The sequence below is a fragment of the Alcanivorax sp. DG881 genome, from assembly GCF_000155615.1.
Lineage (GTDB): Bacteria > Pseudomonadota > Gammaproteobacteria > Pseudomonadales > Alcanivoracaceae > Alcanivorax.
This window is the reverse complement of record NZ_DS989915.1, coordinates 1,720,735-1,743,214: the sequence shown is the minus strand read 5'-3', so window position 1 is coordinate 1,743,214 and position 22,480 is coordinate 1,720,735. Positions and strand designations below refer to the sequence as shown.

At 58.8% G+C, this 22,480-nt stretch carries 24 protein-coding genes; 19 read left to right on the top strand and 5 right to left on the bottom strand.

From position 1 onward, the window contains the following. Positions 1-19 precede the first annotated feature (19 nt). Positions 20-1,183 carry a murein hydrolase activator EnvC gene (locus ADG881_RS07745; protein ID WP_007149700.1) on the bottom strand — a complete coding sequence of 388 codons (1,164 nt, stop codon included), beginning with the start codon at positions 1,181-1,183 and terminating at the stop codon, positions 20-22. Positions 1,184-1,318: 135 nt separating this feature from the next. Here ADG881_RS07745 and ADG881_RS07740 point away from each other — a divergent pair, with 135 nt between their 5' ends. From ADG881_RS07740 to secB, 3 genes are read left to right on the top strand one after another with little or no spacing between them, the layout of a single operon-like run. After that, positions 1,319-1,735: a rhodanese-like domain-containing protein gene (locus ADG881_RS07740; protein WP_007150962.1), complete on the top strand. Its 417-nt coding sequence runs from the start codon at positions 1,319-1,321 to the stop codon at positions 1,733-1,735. A gap of 13 nt (positions 1,736-1,748) precedes the next feature. Further along, positions 1,749-2,009, top strand: a complete 261-nt coding sequence (gene grxC / locus ADG881_RS07735; RefSeq protein ID WP_007150626.1) for a glutaredoxin 3 — start codon at positions 1,749-1,751, stop codon at positions 2,007-2,009. Positions 2,010-2,021: 12 nt separating this feature from the next. Then, positions 2,022-2,495: a protein-export chaperone SecB gene (secB, locus tag ADG881_RS07730; protein ID WP_007150551.1), complete on the top strand. Its 474-nt coding sequence runs from the start codon at positions 2,022-2,024 to the stop codon at positions 2,493-2,495. A 152-nt stretch (positions 2,496-2,647) separates the two neighbouring features. On the opposite strand, the gene trmL is transcribed toward secB, so the two are convergent. Beyond that, positions 2,648-3,118 carry a tRNA (uridine(34)/cytosine(34)/5-carboxymethylaminomethyluridine(34)-2'-O)-methyltransferase TrmL gene (gene trmL, locus ADG881_RS07725; RefSeq protein ID WP_007149375.1) on the bottom strand — a complete coding sequence of 157 codons (471 nt, stop codon included), beginning with the start codon at positions 3,116-3,118 and terminating at the stop codon, positions 2,648-2,650. Between the two features lie 80 nt (positions 3,119-3,198). Between trmL and ADG881_RS07720 the strand changes: the two genes are divergently transcribed. Then, a complete protein-coding gene (locus tag ADG881_RS07720; protein WP_007149900.1) occupies positions 3,199-3,534 on the top strand; it encodes a DUF4377 domain-containing protein in 336 nt (111 codons plus the stop codon). A 16-nt stretch (positions 3,535-3,550) separates the two neighbouring features. Further along, positions 3,551-3,886 (top strand): DUF2007 domain-containing protein, encoded by a 336-nt coding sequence (locus tag ADG881_RS07715; RefSeq protein ID WP_039926426.1) that lies wholly within the window; start codon positions 3,551-3,553, stop codon positions 3,884-3,886. A gap of 89 nt (positions 3,887-3,975) precedes the next feature. Here ADG881_RS07715 and typA read toward each other — a convergent pair whose 3' ends face one another. Beyond that, the gene (gene typA / locus ADG881_RS07710) at positions 3,976-5,784 is read right to left on the bottom strand and encodes a translational GTPase TypA (RefSeq protein WP_007150754.1); all 1,809 of its coding nucleotides are present in this window, start codon (positions 5,782-5,784) and stop codon (positions 3,976-3,978) included. A gap of 268 nt (positions 5,785-6,052) precedes the next feature. Here typA and ADG881_RS07705 point away from each other — a divergent pair, with 268 nt between their 5' ends. From ADG881_RS07705 to ADG881_RS07695, 3 genes are read left to right on the top strand one after another with little or no spacing between them, the layout of a single operon-like run. Further along, positions 6,053-6,658, top strand: coding sequence for a RimK/LysX family protein (locus ADG881_RS07705; protein ID WP_039926424.1), 606 nt, complete (start codon positions 6,053-6,055; stop codon positions 6,656-6,658). Beyond that, positions 6,658-8,193 carry an inactive transglutaminase family protein gene (locus ADG881_RS07700; protein WP_007149821.1) on the top strand — a complete coding sequence of 512 codons (1,536 nt, stop codon included), beginning with the start codon at positions 6,658-6,660 and terminating at the stop codon, positions 8,191-8,193. Before ADG881_RS07705 ends, ADG881_RS07700 begins: the two co-directional genes overlap by 1 nt. Then, positions 8,193-9,179 (top strand): alpha-L-glutamate ligase-like protein, encoded by a 987-nt coding sequence (locus tag ADG881_RS07695; RefSeq protein ID WP_007148605.1) that lies wholly within the window; start codon positions 8,193-8,195, stop codon positions 9,177-9,179. The genes ADG881_RS07700 and ADG881_RS07695 overlap by 1 nt, the downstream gene beginning before the upstream one ends. A 41-nt stretch (positions 9,180-9,220) precedes the next feature. Here the strand turns inward: ADG881_RS07695 and ADG881_RS07690 are convergent, their stop codons facing one another. Then, complete coding sequence (locus tag ADG881_RS07690) at positions 9,221-10,168, bottom strand: metallophosphoesterase (protein ID WP_007149613.1); 948 nt, start codon at positions 10,166-10,168, stop codon at positions 9,221-9,223. Positions 10,169-10,338: 170 nt separating this feature from the next. Here ADG881_RS07690 and ADG881_RS07685 point away from each other — a divergent pair, with 170 nt between their 5' ends. The 6 genes from ADG881_RS07685 to glnG all read left to right on the top strand — a co-directional run bounded on the left by ADG881_RS07685 (position 10,339) and on the right by glnG (position 16,990). Next, positions 10,339-11,424, top strand: a complete 1,086-nt coding sequence (locus ADG881_RS07685) for a tRNA (5-methylaminomethyl-2-thiouridylate)-methyltransferase (RefSeq protein WP_007149945.1) — start codon at positions 10,339-10,341, stop codon at positions 11,422-11,424. A 7-nt stretch (positions 11,425-11,431) separates the two neighbouring features. Continuing rightward, positions 11,432-11,683 (top strand): sulfurtransferase TusA family protein, encoded by a 252-nt coding sequence (locus ADG881_RS07680; RefSeq protein WP_007150166.1) that lies wholly within the window; start codon positions 11,432-11,434, stop codon positions 11,681-11,683. A gap of 229 nt (positions 11,684-11,912) precedes the next feature. After that, positions 11,913-13,319: a glutamate--ammonia ligase gene (gene glnA, locus ADG881_RS07675; protein ID WP_007148645.1), complete on the top strand. Its 1,407-nt coding sequence runs from the start codon at positions 11,913-11,915 to the stop codon at positions 13,317-13,319. A gap of 143 nt (positions 13,320-13,462) precedes the next feature. Continuing rightward, the gene (locus tag ADG881_RS07670) at positions 13,463-14,224 is read left to right on the top strand and encodes a DUF4124 domain-containing protein (protein ID WP_232211704.1); all 762 of its coding nucleotides are present in this window, start codon (positions 13,463-13,465) and stop codon (positions 14,222-14,224) included. Positions 14,225-14,365: 141 nt separating this feature from the next. After that, on the top strand, positions 14,366-15,472 hold the full coding sequence (gene glnL, locus ADG881_RS07665) for a nitrogen regulation protein NR(II) (RefSeq protein WP_007150164.1): 1,107 nt from the start codon (positions 14,366-14,368) through the stop codon (positions 15,470-15,472). An 87-nt stretch (positions 15,473-15,559) separates the two neighbouring features. Further along, a complete protein-coding gene (gene glnG, locus ADG881_RS07660) occupies positions 15,560-16,990 on the top strand; it encodes a nitrogen regulation protein NR(I) (RefSeq protein WP_007150801.1) in 1,431 nt (476 codons plus the stop codon). A 127-nt stretch (positions 16,991-17,117) separates the two neighbouring features. On the opposite strand, the gene ADG881_RS07655 is transcribed toward glnG, so the two are convergent. Next, entirely contained in the window at positions 17,118-17,570 is a 453-nt protein-coding gene (locus ADG881_RS07655; protein WP_007150618.1) for a hypothetical protein, read from the bottom strand. Here ADG881_RS07655 and pip point away from each other — a divergent pair. From pip to ADG881_RS07630, 5 genes are all read left to right on the top strand, one after another. Then, positions 17,569-18,492: a prolyl aminopeptidase gene (pip, locus tag ADG881_RS07650; protein ID WP_007148842.1), complete on the top strand. Its 924-nt coding sequence runs from the start codon at positions 17,569-17,571 to the stop codon at positions 18,490-18,492. The genes ADG881_RS07655 and pip overlap by 2 nt on opposite strands. Beyond that, complete coding sequence (gene dtd / locus ADG881_RS07645; protein ID WP_007149513.1) at positions 18,489-18,926, top strand: D-aminoacyl-tRNA deacylase; 438 nt, start codon at positions 18,489-18,491, stop codon at positions 18,924-18,926. The genes pip and dtd overlap by 4 nt, the downstream gene beginning before the upstream one ends. Positions 18,927-19,097: 171 nt before the next feature. After that, the gene (locus ADG881_RS07640; RefSeq protein ID WP_007149498.1) at positions 19,098-19,580 is read left to right on the top strand and encodes a DUF3015 domain-containing protein; all 483 of its coding nucleotides are present in this window, start codon (positions 19,098-19,100) and stop codon (positions 19,578-19,580) included. Between the two features lie 105 nt (positions 19,581-19,685). Continuing rightward, a complete protein-coding gene (locus tag ADG881_RS07635) occupies positions 19,686-21,509 on the top strand; it encodes a DUF4105 domain-containing protein (RefSeq protein ID WP_007149114.1) in 1,824 nt (607 codons plus the stop codon). Then, positions 21,488-22,444, top strand: a complete 957-nt coding sequence (locus tag ADG881_RS07630) for an alpha/beta hydrolase (RefSeq protein ID WP_156790366.1) — start codon at positions 21,488-21,490, stop codon at positions 22,442-22,444. Before ADG881_RS07635 ends, ADG881_RS07630 begins: the two co-directional genes overlap by 22 nt. Positions 22,445-22,480 lie beyond the last annotated feature (36 nt).

Here is a 22,480-nt window from a genome sequence, read left to right as displayed (position 1 = left end):
CGCGTTTCAAAGTTCATCATCAATTTTGCGCCAATGGCGGCAGTGTAACACGCTGATTGCACCAGCGTGTGGGGTTCACAGCCTTGCCCCGGTGGCGTATCTCGAAGTAGAGACCGTTGGTCCGGTTGCCGCCGGAATTGCCGGCCAGGGCCAGGCTGTCGCCGGCGGACACCCATTCGCCGACCTCGCGTAACAGGCTCTGGTTGTAGCCGTAAAGAGTCAGGTAGCCGTTGCCGTGATCAACAATGGTCAGCAGGCCGTAGCCGCGCAGCCAGTCAGCAAACACCACGCGGCCGGCATGGATCGCCCGGACCGGGGTGCCCGGGGCAGCATTGAAAATGACGCCTTGCCAACGTAGCGCCCCTTCCCGGCGGCTGTTATAGCCGGTGGAAATGCGTGCCTCCACGGGCCAGGGGAGTTTGCCGGCCAGATTGCCGAAGGGCTTGCCGCCCAGGTCGGCAGGAATGTCATTGAGGCTGCGCTGCATGTCTGCCAGCAGCGTTTGCAGGCGCTGCTGATCTGCCTTGAGCTGGTTAAGATTGCTGCCACGATCATCCAGTGAGCGGTTCAGTGATGCCAGTGTGGCCTGGCGCTCTTTCTGGGCGTCTTGCAGTTTGTCCGCATGGCGTTGCACGTCGGTGCGTTTTTCCAGCAGCACCTGGCGGGCCTTCTCTACCCGCAGGGCAATCGCCTTGAGTTCATCAAGCTCACCGTTGACGGCCTTGAGGCGGTTGCTGCGGGCGCGCTGATAATATTCCTGGTAGCGCAGCAGGCGGGCGATCTGGTCGGGCTGTTCCTGGTTGAGCAGCAGTTTGATGCGTTCCTGGCGGCCGGCCTGATAACTGGCGCGCACGGTTTTGCCCAGCCAGTCCAGCTGGGTGCGCTTTTCTGCGGCCAGCACTGCCTGTTCTGCCTCCAGGCTGTCGAGGCGCTGCCGGGCGGTGCTTGCCTTTTTTTCCAGGTTCCGTTGTTCCCGGGTCAGTCGGCTGATGCGCAGTTCCGCCTCGCGCAGGCTGGCCTGCACGGAATCACGTTCGCGCAATTCGCGGCTCTGGGCCTCGCTCAATTCGCTGATGCGGGATTTGAGCTTCTCCAGCTGGGCCTTGCTGGGCGCGGTGTCCGCCACCCCGCTAACAGGGAGCAGGGCCGGGAGCAGTAGAAGCAGCAGTAATCGTCGGGTCATGGCGAGGTTTTACCTTAACGGCCCGGGGATGTGTATACTTGGCGCCGATTTTCCTTCGGCTTTCTTTCCCGGGGGAAACAGTGGCGCCGCACCATTGGCGCCGATTAGAGCCAACGCTAATGATCCGGGGTTTCCATGGGCAATCTGATTGAATTCGCCAGCAACCATTATATTCTGGTGTCCGCCTTTTTCCTGTTGTGGGCACTGTTTTTTGTGCTTGAGTCCCGCCGCGGCGGCCAGTCGCTAACGCCGCAGTTGGCCACCAACATGGTGAACCAGAAGGATGCGGTGATCGTGGATCTGCGCGACAGCGATGAGTTCCGCACCGGGCATATTGCCGGTAGCATCAATATTCCCGCCGGGCAGGCGCTTGATCGTATTGCAGAGCTGGAAAAATACAAGGACAAACCCCTCATCCTGACTTGTGATATGGGGGCAAAGGCCTCACATCTGGGACGGCAACTGCGCACCAAGGGCTTTTCTGATCTGTATCGCATTCAGGGTGGCCTGAACGCCTGGCGATCAGCCAGCCTGCCGGTGGTCAAAGAGTAAGCAGGAGGCAGAGATGGCCAAAGTCGAACTGTATACCACTGCCTGGTGCCCGTTTTGCGTGCGTGCCAAGCAGCTGCTGAACAGCAAGAATGTGGCGTTCGAGGATACCGATGTGGATCGCGAGCCCCAGCAGCGTGCAGTCATGATGCAGCGCGGCGGTGCCCGCACGGTGCCGCAGATTTTCATTAATGATCACGCCATCGGTGGCTGTGATGAACTTTTTGCTCTGGAGCGGGCGGGGGAGCTCGATGCTCTGCTCGGAGCAGGCCAGTAACAGGAGAAGAACATGGCTGATGAACAGCAACAGGTTTTCCAACTGCAGCGTATTTACCTGAAAGACACGTCCTTCGAGTGCCCGGGTGCACCGGAAGTGTTCCTGCAGGAATGGAAACCCAAGGTGAACGTGCAGCTGAACAACAGCGCCCGCCGTGTTGGTGAAGGCGATGAGTTCGAAGTGGAAATCACCGTGACGGTGACCGCCAAGGACGAAGCCGAAGAAAAGACGTTCTATCTGGTGGAAGTGAAGCAGGCCGGTATCTTTACCGTGAAAGGCATCGAAGGCGAAGAGCGGGCGCAATTGCTCGGCGCGTATTGCCCGAATCTGCTGTTCCCGTATGTCCGTGAAGTGGTGTCGGACCTGGTGGCCAAGGGGTCATTCCCGCAGATGGTGCTGCAGCCGATCAACTTCGATGCGCTGTATCAGCAGCAGCGTCAGCAGCAACAGGAAAATGCTGCGGCGGCGGGCGAGACCGTTCAGTAAACTGCAATTAATGGTTGATAACGGATAATTAAAAGCTGCGAGAGCAGCGTTTGTTATGCCGGAATGCAAGAGCCGCGCCCAGAGTATGGGCGCGGCTTCTTTGCGTTCAATACGGAAAAAATCTATCCCGTGACGTTATTAATTATTCATTATTAACTATCCACTGCCCCTTCGTATCCCAGTTGCCGCCATGCCTCGTAGAGCGTTACGGCAACGGCATTGCTGAGATTAAGGCTGCGGCTATCCGCCACCATGGGCAGGCGCAATCTCTGTGTTGGCGGCAGACTTTTCAGAATGGGGTCCGGCAGGCCGCGGGTTTCCGGCCCGAATAACAGAACATCTCCGTCCTGAAAACAGGCTTCGCTATGGGGGCGGCTACCCTTGGTGGTCATGGCGAACAGCCGCTGGCCAGCGATACTTTCCTGAAATGCGGCAAAATCCCGATGCACCTGTAATGCGGCGAACTCGCTGTAGTCGAGGCCGGCACGGCGCAGTTTCTTTTCTTCCAGGGAAAAGCCCAATGGCTCAATCAGATGCAACTGGGCGCCGGTGTTGGCGGCCAGGCGGATAATGTTGCCGGTGTTGGGAGGGATTTCCGGCTCGAACAGGGCGATATGCAGCATGTCGGGTTTTGCCTTGGCGGGGTGGGCGTGGTACTGATCAGAACTACGATAAGCGCTACGACAAGAATAACAGGACATGGATGATGATGTGGAAACGCGGGACCTTGGTGTTGTTGTTTTTACTGGCCGGTTGCAATGAGCCTTCGCCGCAGGACAAGCCGGGACAGCTCCTGTATGTGGCGCCCTATGGCTCGGCATGCATTGGTGTCGGCGTGATGGAGTGTTTGCGGGTCAAGCATGAGGCCGATGCCAATTGGGAGTTATTCTATAACCACGTAGAGGGCTTTACTTACGAAGAGGGGTTTCAGTACACCCTGCGTGTGAAGGTCGAAAACGTGGAATCGCCACCGGCGGATGGCAGCAGTTTGCGCTATACACTGCTGGAAGTGGTGGAGAAAACCCCGGTGAACCCGTAACGAGAGGAGAGGGCTGGTGAAGTGTGTGTTTCAGGCACGACACATGATTGAAGCCCATATGCTGGCCAACCTGCTGGACCAGGTGGGCATCATGGCCCAGGTGCATGGCGATATGTTGCAGGGCGGCATGGGTGAGCTGCCGGCGGCGGGCCTGGCGACAGTATGGGTGGCCGCCAACGATGAAACACGGGCCCGGGAAGTGATTGCTGAGTTCGAGGCCAGCCAGCCGGCAGATCGGGGAGAGGGGGCGCCCACTACCGGTGCAGCGCCGCTGGCCGGGCAGGGATTTATGGCGGGTTTGATAGTGGGGCTGGTGATCGGTGCGGTGCTGGTGTTGATGCTATTGCGTTAAAGTCGCGTTGGCGGTGCACCCACCGGACACAAAAAACGCCACGTTTTTAGGCGTGGCGCTTGATGCGTGCAGCGTGTTGCGTCTCTTAATTACCGCCCGGCGCGCTTGCGCTCGGTTTCGGTGAGCAGCTTCTTGCGAATACGCAGGGAGTTGGGGGTCACTTCCACCAGCTCGTCGTCTTCGATGAAGTCCAGCGCCTGTTCCAGGCTGAAACGGATCGGCGGGGTGAGAACGATGTTCTCATCGGTGCCGGAGGCGCGCATGTTGGTCAGCTGCTTGCCCTTGGTGGGGTTGACCACCAGGTCGTTGCCACGGCTGTGGATGCCGATGATTTGGCCTTCGTACACATCTACGTTCGGGTCGATCAGCATGCGGCCACGTTCCTGCAGGTTGAACAGGGCGAAGCCCAGCACCTTGCCTTTCACCATGGATACCAGCACACCGTTGATGCGCTTGGCCATGTCGCCGGCCTTGTGCTCGCCGTAGTGGCTGAAGGTGCTGTTGAGGATGCCGGTGCCGGAAGTCAGGGTCAGGAACTGGCTGCGGAAGCCGATCAGGCCACGGCTGGGTACCAGAAATTCCAGGCGAACCCGGCCTTTACCGTCCGGTTCCATGTTGGTCATCTCGGCCTTACGCAGACCCAGATGCTCCATGATGGCGCCCTGATGCTGTTCTTCCACGTCGGCCACAACGGTTTCGTAGGGTTCCTGCTTCACGCCGTCTTCTTCACGGATGATTACCTGCGGGCGGCCTACGGCCAGCTCGAAGCCTTCACGACGCATGTTCTCGATCAGTACCGACAGGTGCAGCTCGCCACGGCCGGAGACGCGGAACTGGTCGGCGCTGCCGGTTTCTTCCACGCGCAGGGCCACGTTGTGCTTGAGTTCGGCTTCCAGGCGCTCACGGATCTGGCGGCTGGTAACGAACTTGCCGTCCTGGCCGGCAAACGGTGAGGTGTTCACGTGGAAGAACATGCTGACGGTGGGTTCGTCCACGCTCAGCGGGGTCAGCGCTTCCACATTCAGCGGATCACACAGGGTGTCGGAAATGTTCAGCGGATCCAGGCCGGTGATGCAGACGATTTCGCCAGCGGACGCGGTGGTGGCATCGACACGCTCCAGGCCGTGGTAGCCCATGATGGTGAGGATCTTGCCGTTACGGACATTGCCGTCGGCGCCGATCACTTTCACCGGGCTGTTGGCCTTGATGTTGCCGCGCTTGACCCGGCCAATACCGACGATGCCCAGGTAGCTGTTGTAGTCCAGAGAGGAAATCTGCATCTGGAAAGGGCCGTCAGCATCCACGTTCGGGTAATCCACTTTGTCGACGATGGCCTGCAGCAGCGGGGTCATGTCGTCGGCCAGATCATCCGCGTCCAGGCCGGCAATGCCGTTCAGGGCAGAGGCATAGATGACCGGGAAGTCCAGTTGCTCGTCGGTGGCGCCCAGGTTGTCGAACAGGTCGAAGACCTGATCCATTACCCAGTCCGGGCGAGCGCCAGGACGGTCGATCTTGTTGATCACGACAATTGGGCGAAGGCCGGCGGCGAACGCTTTCTGGGTCACGAAGCGGGTTTGCGGCATGGGGCCGTCCACTGCGTCTACAAGCAGCAGCACGGAATCCACCATGGACATGACCCGCTCTACCTCACCGCCGAAGTCGGCGTGGCCGGGGGTGTCCACGATGTTGATGCGATAGTCATTCCACTGGATGGCGGTGTTCTTGGACAGAATGGTAATGCCCCGCTCTTTCTCCAGATCGTTGGAGTCCATGACCCGTTCGATGTCGCCGGCGCGATCTCCCAGGGTGCCAGACTGTTGCAGCAGCTTGTCCACCAGGGTGGTCTTGCCGTGGTCAACGTGGGCGATGATGGCGATATTGCGCAGACGTTCAATCACTAGTGATGCTCCAAATATGGTGGGCGAAACCGTGCCAGCGGTTTCGCAGGGGCGCGCATTATAGCAGCGTAGCGTGTGGGTGATAGCCCGCCGGTCAGCCTTTATCGTAAGATTGGCAATTGTGAACAAGTTCAAAATTTCACGGTTGAGCCTGCGAGAGGCCCGATGATCGCCTAGAATGGCGCAACCATTTTCCGGGGGACCGGTCAGAGGCTGGGTCGGAAATCCCGAGATCAGGCTGTAATGCTTTTACAATCAGGTTGTTATAATGCGCACATTCCTTGCTTTGCTGTTGGTGCTGGCGCCCTTGGTGGTGGTGGCTGACGACTCATCCGGCAAGATGATTTATGGCTTGCACGAGAAAGTGCACATCAAGGAGTTGGGCATTACGGTACCTGCCAAGCTGGATACGGGGGCGGATTCTGCCTCCCTGAGCGCCCGTTACATCCGTACTTTTGAGCAGGATGGCGTGGAAATGGTCGAGTTCGACCTGTCCATCGACCGCGATGACCGGGAAGATTGGGGTATTAATGCGGAACAATGGGATGATGTGGAGCTGCCACTGTCAGGGCATGTGCGCATCAAGCGACGGGCAGAAAGTGTGTCGCCGGGTGAGCGGGACTACAGCCGTCGTCCGGTGGTAACCCTGACGGTTTGTATGGGCAACCGCCAGGAGCAGATTGAAGTTAACCTGACAGACCGCAGCGAGTTTCGTTATCCGTTGCTGATGGGTTCCGAAGCGCTGCAAGGCCTGGGCGCATTGGTGGATCCGTCGCTATCGATGGCGGTGGGCGAACCCGGTTGTCAGGCCAATAGTGAAGACAAGGTTGTCGAGAGCGACGACGAGACGATGGAGGCTGCCGAGGCGCTATAATGGGTTCTGTGAAGTTGCAAGCGCGGCTGCTTGCCGTTTTCCTGCTTTTGTTGGGGGGCGGCAGTATCGCTTACCAGCTGTTGGTACAAAATGTGCCGCTCAGCCAGGACGAGAAGGACCCGGTGTGGGTCGTTGATGCCCAGGTGTCTTTTTCGGCCAAGGCCAACAAGCCCGTCAAGGTGCGCATGTTCGTGCCGCCGCTGGGAGTGGGCTATACCACCCTCAATGAAAGTTTTATCTCCAACAATTACGGCGTGAACGTGAATGTGGAGAAAGGCAACCGGCAGGTGACCTGGTCGTCCCGTCGCGCCGAAGGCAACCAGTACCTCTATTACCGCCTCATGCTCACGCCGCGTTATGCGGATGCCCCGGAAAATGATCCCGGTCCCCAATTCCGCCCGGCCCCGACACTGGATGGCCCGGACAAGCTGGCAGCCGACGCGCTGCTGGAGCCGATTCGCCAGCACTCGGCGGATGTGGAAACCTTTATCAGCGAGACCATCAAGCGGGTCAACGAGCTGGAAAACGATAATGTCCAGCTGCTGCTGGGCAGCGATGTGAGTCCGGAAAATCGGGCCAGCGTGATCGACTTGCTGCTGGCGGTGGCGCATATCCCGGCCGAGCCAGTGCATACGTTGCGCCTGGCGGAAACCCAGGAGCAGCAGCCGGAGCTGTGGCTGCGCAGCTTTAACGGCAAAAAATGGCTGTACTTCAATCCGCTCAATGGCCAGCAGGGCCTGCCGGAGGATCGCCTGGTCTGGTGGAGCGGCCCCGGGCCGCTGCTGAATATCGAGGGCGGCAAGTCTGCGGACGTGAGCTTCAGCGTGCATGAGAACGAAATGAGCGCGTTGCAGCTGGCCCAGTCCCTGCGTTTGAAAGACGTAAGCAGTTTTATCGATTTCTCCCTTTACGAATTGCCCTTACCTGCCCAGCAGCTGTACCGCATCCTGGTGATGATCCCGGTGGGCGTCATGTTGGTGCTGTTTATTCGTTCGCTGATCGGCATGGAAACCCTGGGGACCTTTACCCCGGTGCTGATCGCCCTGGCATTCCGTGAGACGCAGGTGGTCTGGGGGGTATTGCTGTTTACCTCCATCACTGCCATCGGGTTGTCGGTGCGCTCCTATCTAGAACATCTGAAATTACAGTTATTGCCCCGGCTTTCCGTGGTGTTGACGTTTGTGGTGATCGCCATGGCCTTGATCAGCCTGCTGGGCTACAAGCTGGGCATGGGCTCGGGCCTGTCGGTGGCGCTGTTCCCCATGGTGATTCTGACCATGGTGATCGAGCGGACCTCCATCGTCTGGGAAGAGCGCGGCGGCACCCAGTCGCTGAAAGTGGCGCTGGGCACGCTGGTGGCGGCCATCTTCTGTCACCTGCTGATGGTGTGGCAGCCGCTGGTGTATTTCGTGTTCACCTTCCCGGGCGTGTTGCTGTGCCTGGCCGCAATCATGGTGCTGATGGGGCACTACCGGGGCTATCGCCTCACCGAGCTGTTGCGGTTCCGTGCCATGGTGGACGGGGATAAACGCTGATGTTCTGGTCGAAAACCCGCAAGGCCCTGCGCGCCCGTGGCGTCATGGGCATTAATCAGCGCAATGGCGATTACATCCTGCGTTATAACAAGCGCAGCCTGTACCCGCTGGTGGACGACAAGATTCAGACCAAGCAAATGGCGCTGGATGCGGGAATTCGGGTGCCGCACATGTACGGCACCATCGCCACCGAGCAGGGCATCAGCACCTTGCACCGGGTAGTGGAGCAGCACCGGGATTTCGTGATCAAGCCCGCGCAAGGGGCCGGCGGCGACGGCATCATGGTGATTGCCGATCGCTTCGAGGATTATTTCCGCTCCGCTTCCGGGCGCATCATTACCACCGAAGAGCTGGAGCACCATATCTCCGGGATCATTTCCGGTATCTATTCCCTCGGCGGTCATCGCGACCAGGCACTGATTGAATACCGGGTGCGTTCCACCGAACTGTTCAACCGGATCAGCTTCGAAGGGGTGCCGGATATCCGCATCATCGTGCTCAAGGGTTACCCGGTGGCGGCCATGTTGCGCTTGCCCACCCGGCAATCCCAGGGCAAGGCGAACCTGCATCAGGGCGCCATCGGTGTGGGCCTGGATCTGGCGTCCGGGGTCACTCTGGATGGCACCTGGCACAACCTGAAAATCGAGCGTCACCCGGATACCGCCAATCCGGTGGCCGGGCTGACCGTGCCGGACTGGCAGGAATGCCTGGAGCTGGCGGCCCGTTGCTACGACCTGACCGGGTTGGGCTATCTGGGGGTGGATCTGGTGATGGACCACGAGCATGGTCCGATGATGCTGGAGCTGAATGCCCGTCCGGGCCTGAATATCCAGATCGCCATGGATGACGGCTTGCTGCGCCGTTGTCAGATTATCGAGAAACAGCTCGAGGCCCTGAAAGACGAAACCCGTCCGGTGGCCGAACGCGTGGCCTTCGCAAAACAGCAATTTGCGGTGGCCGGCCCGGTGCCGGCGGAAGAAGAGTAAAGGCCGGCAAGCCTGTCGCTTGCTGCCTTCGTCAGCCGCTTTCAGCGAATCCCTTTCCCCTGTTGGGTACCCTGCCAGAGTAGTGTGATCAATGGATCCTGTGGATCCCCCAGCACACTGTAAAAGCGGTACTCCGCTTGCATCGTCCCGTTATCATCCTGCAGATCAATGGTGGCCAGGCCGTGGGTGGCGCGGGTGAAGCGTTGCTGTTCACTGGGAGGGCCCAGGTCGTTGTTGATGCTGGCGGCCCCGGAAATCAGCTGACGGGTGCCCTGGTATTCCCCCTCATCGGACAGCACGTGGTCATGGCCGCCCACCAGCAGGTCCAGGTGGCCGAGCAGCTTTGGCTTGAGTGACAGGTTGATCATCTCGCCGGCATCACCGTGGGAGCCGGTGCTGAACATGGGGTGGTGGGCAAAACCCAGGCTGAAGCGGCAGCCATGCTGGCGGGCCGTTTCCTTGGCCTGTTCCAGCCAGCTGCCCTGGCGGCGGAAGTAATACCATTTTTCGAACCAGGTGGTTTCCAGGCTGAAGGCGCAAGCGTCCGGCCATTGTTCAAAATAGTAGAAGTGGGGAAAGTGGACTTGTGGGTAGCGCCGCGCCACCTCCAGCCAGGCCTCGCCGCTGCCTTTCCAGTCATGATTGCCCAGCACCAGATAGAAGGGAATGCCCGCGTCCATGGCCGGTTTCATGGGGGTGAGAAAGCGGCTTTCCAGCAAGGGGTCGTCGGCACTGGTGATGCCGTCCGGATAGACAAGATCCCCCAGGTAGCGCACCTGGTCACATTCCAGGTGCACCAGCGCCTGACCCACGGCCATGGACGGGGCATTGCCCCAGCCGCCATCGCCCACCGCGCAGATTCGCTGCCCGGCCAGGGGCTCCTGATGAACCAGCCAGGGGCCGTGGGGCGTATGCCACCACCAGCCCAGCGCGGCAGCGATCAGGGGAAACAGTGACGCCATCAGCAGCCAGCGAAGTCTTGAGCGCATAAAGCAAAGCAATTTCAATCACATGGGGTGCCGAGTGTGGCGGACCGGCATGACGGTGAAGTGACAGCCGGTGGGTGCGGCGGCCATCGGGAGGATGCGCCCTTGGCCCGCGATTGCTATACTGCGCCGCCCAATTTTTGAGCTGTCCCCACAGCAACGCAGGTTTTTCGATGACAGAGGCAAGCCAACCAATCAAGCGCCGCGCCATTGCTCTGGTGTCCGGTGGACTGGACTCCATGCTGGCGGTGAAAGTCATGCAGGAGCAGGGCATCGAGGTGGAAGGCGTCAACTTCTACACCGGCTTCTGCGTGGAAGGGCATACCCATGCCATCCGCAAAAAGGACAAGGACAAGGAAAAGCGCAACAACGCCTTGTGGGTCGCCGAGCAGCTGGGTATCAAGATGCACATCATTGATATCTCCGAGGAGTACAAGGATGTGGTGCTTAACCCCAAGCATGGCTACGGCGCCAACCTGAATCCCTGCCTGGACTGCAAGATCTTCATGGTCAACCAGGCCACGCTGATGATTAACAAGGCCCGTGAGCTGGCGGGTGACCGGGGCTTCGATTTTATTGTTACCGGTGAGGTAATTGGCCAGCGCCCGAAGAGCCAGCGCAAGGAAACCATGCCGATCATCAGCCAGGAGTCCGGTGCGGATGATCGCCTGCTGCGCCCCCTGTGTGCCCAGAACCTGCCGCCTACCCTGCCCGAGCGAGAAGGCTGGGTGAATCGCGATGAGCTGCACGATTTTTCTGGGCGCAATCGCAAGCCGCAGATGGCGCTGGCTGCCAAGTTCGGGCTGGATGACTTTGCCCAGCCCGCCGGCGGTTGCTGTTTCCTGACTGATGAATCCTATTCCAACAAGCTGGCCGACCTGTGGAAGGCCCGCAACGAGCGTCGCTACGAGCTGGACGACATCATGCTGTTGAAAGTGGGCCGCCACTTGCGTCCGCAGCCCCATTACAAGCTGATCATCAGCCGCGAGGAAGGTGAGAACCGCTTTCTGGAAGGCTATCGCTACCAGTTTACCAGCATCACCACGGTGAGCTGCCCTGGCCCGCTGGCACTGGTGGATGGCCAGTTCGGCAGCGATGCGGAGCTGGAACAGGCTGCCGCCATTGTGGCCCGTTACTCCAAGGGCCGGGTTGAAGAGGCTGTGACCCTGGAAGTGCGCAGCCCTGACGGGGTCGCGCGGGAGATTACCGTGGCGCCGGCGCAGCCGGATGCCGTGCTGCCCAGCTGGAATGTGGGTTGATTCGACGATGACCTCTCCCCTTCACGAACTGGATGTGCGTCGGTTGCTGTGCCCCATGCCGGTGATCAAGACCCAGAACAAGGTAAGAACCCTGGCCACCGGCGACACGCTGAAAGTGGTCTGCACCGACCCCGGCGCGTTGAGCGATATCCCGGCCTGGTGCCGGATTAACGGCCACGAGGTGCTGGAAATGGGCGAGCAGGGCAACGAGGTTTTTGTGGTGCTGCGAGTGGGCGAAGATAACGGTGCACTGTTTTAGTGCTTTGCACTTATTGAGTGCACCGTTGCTGTGCACCAAAATGAATCATCTTCCCTGGTTTTTGCGATTTAGGCGGGGAATGCGCTAAAAAAGGGCTGGCACGGTATTTGCCTCCCTATTGGCAAAGCTGGCCCAGTGGCCGAGAATACCGGCTCTTTGTGTTGCGCTTACCCAGAGTGGCACGACGAGTCAGAGACAAACCCGCTGTTCCTTAGGAGGACGCACGATAATGTCTGTTAAGACCCTCAAACTGATCAAAGAAAACGATGTGAAATGGGTGGACCTGCGCTTCACCGATAGCTCTGGCAAGGAGCAGCACGTCACCCTTCCGGTTGGCGAAATCGATGAAGATTTCTTCCAGGACGGCAAAATGTTTGATGGCTCCTCCATCGCTGGTTGGAAGGGCATCAACGAATCCGACATGGTAATGATGCCGGATGACGAGTCCGCCGTAATGGACCCGTTCACCGACGTGGCTACCCTGAACCTGCGCTGCGACATTCTTGAGCCGACCACCATGCAAGGTTACGAGCGCGACCCGCGTTCCGTTGCCCGTCGTGCCGAGGAATACCTGAAGTCTACCGGCATCGCAGACACCGCTCTGTTCGGTCCTGAGCCTGAGTTTTTCGTATTTGATTCCGTGCAGTGGAAATCCGACATGCAGGGTTCCATGTACAACATCCACTCTGAAGAAGCTGCGTGGGTGTCCCACGAAGACTTCGAAGGCGGCAACATCGGTCACCGTCCGGGCGTGAAAGGTGGTTACTTCCCGGTTCCGCCGGTAGACAGCCTGCACGATCTGCGTGGCGCCATGTGTTCTGCCATGGAGTCCATGGGGCTGAAAATCGAAGTGCATCACCACGAAGTGGGCACCGCGGGCCAGTGTGAAATCGGCGTTGGCGCCAACACCCTGACCGCCAAGGCGGACGAAGTACAGATCCTCAAGTACTGCGTACACAACGTGGCACATGCCTATGGCAAAACTGCTACCTTCATGCCCAAGCCGCTGATCGGTGATAACGGCTCCGGTATGCACGTGCACGTGTCCCTGGGCAAAGACGGCAAAAACCTGTTTGCCGGTGACGGCTATGCTGGCCTGTCTGACGAAGCGCTGTATTTCATCGGCGGTATCATCAAGCACGCCCGCGCCCTGAACGCATTCACCAATGCTTCCACCAACGCTTACAAGCGTCTGGTGCCCGGTTTTGAAGCGCCGGTAATGCTGGCTTACTCTGCTCGCAACCGTTCTGCGTCCATCCGCATTCCGTTTGTGAACAGCGCCAAGGCCCGTCGTGTGGAAGCGCGCTTCCCTGATCCGTCTGCGAACCCGTACCTGTGTTTCGCATCCCTGCTGATGGCTGGTCTGGACGGCATCAAGAACAAGATGCACCCTGGCGATGCCATGGACAAGGATCTGTACGATCTGCCGGCTGAAGAAGCCAAAGACATCCCCACCGTGGCTCACACCCTGACCATGGCGCTGGATTGTCTGGAAGAAGACATGGACTTCCTGACCGAAGGCGACGTGTTCACCAAGGATATGCTGGATGGCTACATCGCACTCAAGCGTGCCGAGGTTGAGCGTTTGAACATGACCCCGCACCCGGTTGAGTTCGACATGTACTACTCTTGCTAATGCCTTTCGGCACCTAGCAGAAAAGGGCCCCCGCTTGTCGGGGGCTTTTTTTTGCCTGTGAAAAGGCGGCCATTTTGTGCACTTACCCCTTTTCTGAAGGGGCGAGTCAGGCCAGAATCAAGGACAGTCATATGGAGATAACAATGAAAAAGTCGCTGATTGCGTTTGTTGCCCTGGGGTTGGTGTCTGGACTGAGCCTGGCGGCCACAGCGGAAGAGGAAGAGGGCGCCAGCCGGGTAGACGCCGCTGATGCGCCGGCGTCGAAGATTTACCGGACCACCGATGAAAAGGGCAATGTGGTATTCACGGATCAACCCGGGGAGAACAGCCGCTCCGAGGAAGTGAAACTGAAAACCACCAATACAGTGCCAATCAAGAAGGTGGAAATGCCGGAGGCGGTGTCGGCGCCAGAGGAAGAGGCGGCGGACCCCGCGGTGGAGGAGTATACATCGCTGACCATTACGTCCCCGGAAAGCGGCTCGACGCTGCGTAACCCGACCGATGCCGTGTATGTATCCGTGAATCTGCAGCCCGGGCTGCAGCCCGGCGATAGCCTGGTGTTGCTGGATAATGGCGCGGAGCAGCCCGCCCTGCAGCTGGATGCGCCGGAACGCGGGGTGCATAACCTGATCGTGAAAGTGGTGAGCGAGGAGGGCGAAACCCGCATCACCTCCGAGCCGGTGGAAGTGTACATTCACCGCAGCACGGTCAGTGATTTCCGCAATTTCCCCGGTGGCGGGAGTAACGGTGGTGCTGCGCAAGTCGGTGGTGCAGCGGACCGTGGCGGTTCGGCCAATGTGGGAGGCAGTGCTTCAACCGGGGGCGCTGCCAGCGTAGGTGGTGGTGCAGATCGGGGCACCGCTGCCCAGCCGGCAAAACCGAATCGGAGCATCCGTAGCAACTAACAATGCACCTTAATGGTGCATTTCGCCCCTCCTTCCCTTTAAACTCATCAATAGCAGGCTTTTACGCCTGTGCTGCAGGCCGCTGATACCCGCTTTGTCGGGCTGATCTACAGGTGGCCTGATAATTGCTTATGCCCTGTTATGGGCCAATTTCTGATGGGTGACATTACGTTGCACAAACGACTACTGGATCACCTGCGTACCGCAGTGATCATGCTGGACGATGCCTTGTGCGTGCGCTACCTGAACCCGGCGGCGGAAATGTTGCTGGCGACCAGTACCAGCCGTGCCGTCGGCCAGCCTCTGCCCGATTACTTTTTCGATGATGAAGAAGCCCGCCTCGCCATTCAGCAGTGCATTGATGATGAGCACCCTTTCACCCAGCGTGAGGCGCGGCTGTCGGTGGCGCCGGGCCATGAAATCATGGTGGATTATTCGGTCAGCCCGATTAACGAGCCGGGTCAGCCTTTGTGTCTGCTGATGGAAATGCAGTCGCTGGATCGCTTGCTGCGGATCAGTCGTGAAGAAGCGCTGATTCATGCGCACCAGGCTACCCGGGCACTGGTGCGAGGTGTGGCCCATGAAATCAAGAATCCGCTGGGTGGCATCCGCGGTGCGGCCCAGTTGCTGGAGCGGGCGCTGCCTGACCCGGAGCTGACCGAGTACACCAAGGTCATTATCGATGAAGCCGACCGGCTGCGGTCGGTGGCGGACCGCATGCTCGGCCCGCGCAAGCCGCCCGAGTTCCGTGCCGTGAATGTGCACGAGTGCCTGGAGCATGTGCGCCAGTTGCTGCTGGCGGAATACCCCAAAGGCGTGGCGATCTGGCGCGATTACGACATCAGCTTGCCGGATGTGATCGCCGACCGGGACCAGCTGATTCAGGTATTACTGAACCTTATCCGCAACGCCACCCAGGCGTTGCTGGAATCGAAGACGCCGGCACCGCGCATCACCATGCGTACCCGGGTGTTGCGCCAGTTCACCATTGGCGCCCAGCGTCACCGTTTGGTGCTGCGCATGGACATTATCGATAACGGCCCGGGCATTGCCGAGGATGTGCAGGAAACCCTGTTCTATCCCATGGTCAGTGGCCGTGCCAGCGGCACCGGGCTGGGGCTTTCCATTGCGCAGTCCATCATCAGCCAGCATCAGGGGTTGATTGAGTGCGAGAGCCAGCCGGGCGAAACCGTGTTTAGCATCCTGCTGCCCATGGAGCAGCTGGATGAAACAGAGAAACCGACATAGCGTTAATTGCGCTGCTTTGAACAGAGCGACGCCATACAAGCCGGCCGCTGATTGCGCTGGCGATGGAAACAACAGGAGTAGCAGGTCATGAGTGTCAGTATTTGGGTTGTGGATGATGACCGCTCCATTCGCTGGGTGTTGGAAAAGGCGCTGGGCCAGGAAGGCTACGCGGTGACCTGCTTTGAAGATGCGGATGAAGCGCTCAATACCCTGGAGCAGGGCGGGCAGGAGCCGGAAGTGCTGATCAGCGACGTGCGCATGCCCGGCACGGATGGGCTGCGGATGCTGAAAATTTTGCAGCGCAAGAATCCGGATCTGCCGGTGATCATCATGACGGCGCATTCCGATCTGGATTCCGCCGTGGCCTCCTACCAGGGGGGCGCGTTTGAATACCTGCCCAAACCGTTTGATGTGGATGAGGCGGTGGCGCTGGTGCGCCGGGCCATCAAGCATCGGGAAGAGTCCCGTGGCGACTTTCCTGAACCGGTTGAAGAGGCGCCCACCGAGATTATCGGTGAAGCCCCGGCCATGCAGGAGGTGTTTCGTGCCATTGGCCGGTTGAGTCACTCCAATGTGACGGTGTTGATCAATGGTCAGTCCGGTACCGGTAAGGAGCTGGTGGCTCGCGCCTTGCACCGCCATTCCATGCGGCGCGAGAAAAACTTCGTTGCCCTGAATATGGCGGCGATTCCCAAAGACCTGATTGAATCAGAGCTGTTCGGCCATGAAAAGGGGGCCTTCACCGGCGCCAATAATCAGCGTGTGGGGCGCTTTGAGCAGGCCAATGGCGGCACCTTGTTTCTCGATGAAATCGGCGACATGCCACTGGAAGCCCAGACCCGTTTGTTGCGGGTGCTTCAGGAAAGTGAATTCTATCGCGTGGGCGGGACCACGCCGATTCACGTGGACGTGCGCATTATTGCCGCTACTCACCAGGATCTGGAAAAGCTGGTGAAAGAAGGCGATTTTCGCGAGGATTTGTTTCATCGCCTTAACGTTATTCGTATCCATATTCCGCGCATGGCGGAGCGCCGTGAAGATATTCCCCGCCTGGCCAATTACTTTCTGCAGCGTGCCGGCAGTGAACTGGGGGTGGAGCCGAAAATCCTGCACAAGGACACGGAGAAATACCTGTCTGCGCAAACCTGGCCGGGCAATGTACGGCAGTTGGAAAATACCTGTCGCTGGCTGACCGTGATGGCATCCGGCCGGGAAGTGCTGGTGGATGATCTGCCTCCGGAGCTGAAAGAAACCGGTGCCGCGAAAGGCACGGATGTCAGCGGTGACTGGCTCAAATCCCTGCGCAACTGGGCTGACCGGGCGCTGTCTCAGGGCGAGCGCAGTATCCTTGAACAAGCGGTGCCGGGCTTTGAGCGCACCATGATTGAAGTCGCTCTGCAGCACACCGGCGGACGCAAGCGTGACGCAGCGGCGCTGCTGGGCTGGGGGCGCAACACCCTGACACGCAAGATCAAGGAACTGGATATGGAAAGCCAGCTTGGAAGTGATGACGACTGATGGAAGTAATTAATAATTAATAACTGCGCGAAAGCGCATTGTTTCGATCTGAAACGCAAGAGGCCGCGCCCAATGCTGGGCGCGGCCTCTTTGCTTTCTGAAAAGACTAACCAGAAACGCGTAGCTATTAATTAATCAGACTCTCAATCTTCCAGCCGCCGTCCTGGATCCAATGGCTGTCCACCTGGTAGCTGTCGGCATCATCCGGCAGCACATTTTTCCCTCCCCAGGCCAGAGCGGTAAATTGCACCCGGGCCTGCTTTTGTGTCACCGGGTCCAGATCAATCTGGATGCGTGTAAAGGTGAGGTTGCGGTTCGGGTAGCGAAAGAAAATGCCCACCAGGGTGCGGTGAATGTCCTTGCGTTGCAGGGTTCTGCCGCGCCGTTCAATGGCCACATTATCGCTCAGCCTATCCATGACTGTGCCCGTGTCGCCGTCTTCGATGGCAGTTTCGATTTCAGCAAGAGCATCCTTGATGGCCTGCTCCGGGGGCGTGTTGTCACAAGCTGCCAGCAGCCCTTGCAGCATAATCAACAACAGGTATGCTGAAATTCTTCTTCCTGTCAGAACCTGACCCATGGCGTTATTTCCTTTTCTCGAGCCGTATCGGCAATGCTACCTCCCGGTTGGGCAGGGGCATCAGTTATATGTGGAAGAGAGTGGTAATCCGCAGGGCATTCCCGTGGTGGTGTTGCATGGTGGCCCCGGTGGCGGTTGCTCTCCGGCATTGCGGCGTTTTTTCGACCCGCAACGGTTTCGGATTATTCTGTTTGATCAGCGTGGAGCCGGTCAAAGCCGGCCGCTGGCGTCCATTGATGATAATACCTTGAGCCATTTGCTGGCAGATCTCGAGCAGATTCGACAGGCGTTACACGTCGAACGCTGGATGGTCTTTGGCGGCTCCTGGGGCGCCACTCTGGCGCTGGCTTATCTGGCGGCGTTTCCACAGCATATTATCGGCATGGTGCTGCGTGGTATTTTTCTGTGTCGTCGCCAGGATCGCGACTGGCTTTATACCGAAGCGGGAGCGGCCAGAATGTTCCCGCAGGCCTGGCAAGCCTTGCAACAGCAAGCGCCGCCGGGCAGCGGCAGCTTGCTGGAGCGTTACTATCTGGGGTTGCAAGGCGAGCACGCTCGCCGTTATGCCCGGGCCTGGTGTAATTGGGAATCCACCCTGGCACTGATGCCGACCCAGCCACCGGGGCCGGGCAGTGATGACGAGTTATGCATGGCTCGCCAGGAAACCCACTATTTCCTTGCTGATGGCTTTGTGGCGCAACCGTTGCTGGAGGCTTGCGCCGGCAGTGTCGTGCCGGTGGAAATTGTGCATGGCAGCCGGGATTTTGTCTGCCCGCCGGAGCAGGCGCTGGCGTTGCATCAGGTGTTGCCAAACAGTGTGCTCAACTGGGTCGAGCAAGGCGGTCATTCTTCCATGGATCCGGCGGTTGCAGAGGCGCTGGTTAAAGCGGTGATTCGACTTGAGGGGAGAGATAGGCGTTGAAAGTGTTGATGCAGCGGGTTGGCGAAGCCCGTGTTGATGTGGGCGGTAGAACCGTGGGGGAGATTAACAGTGGCTTGTTATTGCTTATCGGCATAGAAAAGCACGATGACGACGCCTTGGTAGAGCGGATGGCGGAGCGTATCGTCGGCTATAGGGTTTTTGCGGATGAGCAAGGGAAAATGAATCGGGATGTGAGAGACGTGGGCGGAGAGCTGTTAGCAATTTCCCAGTTTACGCTCGCTGCTGATACCCGCAAGGGGCGCCGACCGAGCTTTAGTGATGCGGCTGATCCTGTGCTGGGCCGGCGGTTGTACGAGTACTGCGTGACGCAGCTGAGGACCCACGATGTGCCCGTCGCGACCGGAATTTTTGCCGCTGATATGCGTGTTTCTTTGGTCAATGATGGCCCGGTTACCTTTATGCTTGAGATGTGACTTATTCTGAATAAGCTTATTGCAAAGCCGTTCTCCTTGTTTATGATGAGTTCAGTTGCCTGAAAAGGTGACGGGGAGAGCATTGCCGGCATTTGCTGACAGTCGTTGTGGCCGATCAATATGATCGCTGCATCCCCAAGGAAGATTCATAAAAACTTGGAGGAATTCAGGATGAAAAAGACACTTATCGCTGCCGCTCTGTTGGGCGCTTCAACATCTGCCATGGCTGTGGCACCAGGTGGTCCAGGCTGTGGTTGGGGTAACATGCTGTTTGAAGGTCAATCCGGCATGCCGATGCACCTTCTGGCAACGTTGGTTAACGGTACTACCGGTAACGCTACCTTCGGCATGACCACAGGGACCAACGGTTGTGATACCAGCGGCGCCTTGACCTACAGCGGGCAAAGCCTGCTGGGTATGACTGGCGTAATGGAAGAAGTGGCGCAGGACATGGCTACCGGTGACGGTGAAGCCCTGACTGCTCTGTCTGTTTCCATGGGTATTCAGACTGAAGACCGCGCACGTTTCAACGCGCTGATGCATGAAAACTTCGCGGCGATTTTCCCGAACCAGGACGTGACTGCTGCTGAAGTGATGGCGAGCATCACTGACGTGATGAAACAGGATCAGGCGCTGTCCAAGTACCTGGCCTAATCAGCACAAAAGATCCATCAGAGCCCCGCTTTTGGCGGGGTTTTGTTTTTGGGGCCCTCTTTTCTGACACTTTTGTCGGCTTGTAATTGAGACGGATGAATCCGGATGCGCACTGGTCTTTTCTGTGTGCTGCTGTGCTGGTTTATGCCGGCGTTTGCTGCAACCCCTTCCCTGTCCGAACTGGCGGAAACGTCCCGCTGGCAGGCGTTATTGCATATCAATCCCGGTGCGACCCTGCGTGACAAGCATCAGAGTTATGTGGATGACGACACTTTTTTTCTCGCCGATTCCGGGAAGACCGATCCGTTAGCCGAGCTTGAGGCGACCGAGCGGGCTCTTCGTGCTGCGGACTCGCCGGCGCGTTGCCGTTTTCCTGCGCGCTATCGTTTTCTGTCCGAGCACCTGGGGTGGCAGCACGAGGCACCCTTTTCACACTGCGATGACTACAACGAATGGCGCGGCGCGATTCATGCCAAACGCGCGGTGCTGGTTTTCCCCGCAGCCTATTTGAACAGCCCTTCGTCCATGTTCGGACATACCTTGCTAAGGCTGGATCAGGGCGAAGACAGCGCCGTCTGGTTGTCGTGGGCGGTAAACTTTGGCGCGGTTTCAACCGAAGCCGATAATTCTTTCTTCTATATGTATCGCGGTCTGGCGGGGGGCTACCCGGGTCGCTTTGCCCTTGTGCCCTATGTGCAGAAAATCCAGGAATATTCGCACATGGAAAACCGGGACATGTGGGAGTACACCCTGGATCTGGAACAATCGGAACTGGATTGGCTGATTGATCATCTGTGGGAACTGAAAGACATCAATTTTGATTACTACTTTTTTGATGAGAACTGCTCGTTTCGCCTGCTCGAGCTGGTAGAAGTGGCGCGTCCGGGATCCGAATTGCTCAGTGAATTGCGGTTTGCCGAAGTGCCGGTAAATACGGTGCGGGCACTGGATGAGCGCGACATCATTAGCAGCCGCCATTACCGGCCGTCCAAATCCGTGGAGCTGGATAATCTGCGTAAACAGCTGGATGGCGCCCAGCAAAAACTGGCAAGGGCGCTGGCTGAGGATCCAGGCCTGGCTGAATCGCCTGCCTTTAAGGCTGAACCGGAAGCAACCCGGGCGATTATGGCGGCGGTGGCTTATCGCTACATCAGGCTGACTCATCGCAAGGAAGAGCGAACCCCGGAAGTGGCAAAACGCTCTTTTGCGTTACTGACGCTGATGAACAGCCTGCCCGCAGCACCAGTACCGGAAACCAGGAACCCGGAACCGCCGGAAAAAGGGCATGGCACCCAGATGTTGGGGGTCAGTGGCGGACAGCGCGAAGGCGAGCAGGATTTCGGCGAGTTGACCTACCGGTTGACCTACCATGATTTGCTCGATAATCAGTACGGTTTCCTGCGCGGGGCGCAGATTGAAGGGCTGGACCTGACCTTGCGCAGCACCGAATCCGGGCAGGTCAAGCTGGAAGAGCTGGATGTGGTGAGCATCCGTTCGCTGGCACCGCGAAACCGCTTTATGAAGCCGCTGAGTTGGTATGTGGAAGGCGGGCTGGAGCGTGCCTGGGCGGGTCGGCGCCGGCTGGTGCGCTACATACAGGGCGGTGCTGGCGGCAGTTGGCTGTGGGGGAACTGGCAGCCGTATCTGTTAACCAGCGTGCGAATGGAGAATAATAGCGAGTTCGGCACCTTCCTGACCCCGGGGGCCGGTCTGGACGCGGGTATTCTGTATCACCGTGGCGACTGGCAGTGGCAGTTAGGCAGTGTGGGGCATTATTTCACCAACGATGAATATCGATCCTCCTCCCAGTTTGCGGTGCAGTGGGCAATGACCCGGCAGCACGGCTTGCGCGCTTCGCTGGAGCGCGAGAACCGGCGGGGTGGTTACGATGACGAGTTCAAACTCCAATGGCGATGGTATTACGATTAAGCGCAGCGTTGCTGCTGAGCCTGCTGCTGGCAGGGTGCAGCAAACTGTTTTTCTACCCCATGTCTCCGTGGGTGCAGAACCCGGAAAACCAGGGGCTGCAGTACGAAGATATTGTACTGATACATCCGCGCGGCATGCGTATCCATGGTTGGTGGCTACCGGCGGCCGATGATGCGCCGGCCCGTGGCACGGTCTATTTCCTGCACGGCAATGCCCAGAATATCAGCACCCATCTGGCGAATGTGCAGTGGCTGCCGGCGCGGGGCTATAACGTCTTCTTGCTGGATTACCGAGGCTACGGCTTGTCGGAAGGCAAGCCGAAGCTGCCGGACGTTTTCGATGATGTGCAACTCGGGCTGGACTGGCTACGCCATGCCCAGCGCACGGACGGTGCGCCGCTGGTGGTGTTTGGGCAGAGCCTGGGGGCTTCCATGGCCGCCAGCGTATTGGGCGAAGAGGGCAATGCCGGGGCGGCTGATTGCGTGATTCTGGAAGCGGCGTTTGCCAGCTACCGGGATATCACCAGCGACGTGATGAAGCGTAGCTGGCTGCTGTGGCCGCTGCGCTGGATGGTGGTGCCCACCATGCCGGATCGTGCGCTGGACCCGGAGGAACGAGTGGCTGACATCGCGCCGACGCCCTTGCTGGTGATGCACAGTGAAGATGACCCGGTGATTCCCTACGCTCACGGCGAGCGGCTGTATGCCGCGGCGGCGCAACCCAAAACCTTCCAGAAACTGCGTGGCGGACACACGGAAAGTACCCGGGATCCGGCGGTTCAGCAGCGCTTGGTGGATTTCATGCAGGACAATGATTGTGCTGCCGAAGTGACAAAAGCGGAAGAGGTGCCCGAGTCGTCCGGTGAGGGTGAGGAGCCGCCAGCGTTACCTGTGCCTGCGCCCATCTCCACGCCGGACAGTGGCTATCGATTCTAGTGGGCTTTGTAGGTTGAGTTAGCTTTGGATGTCGGA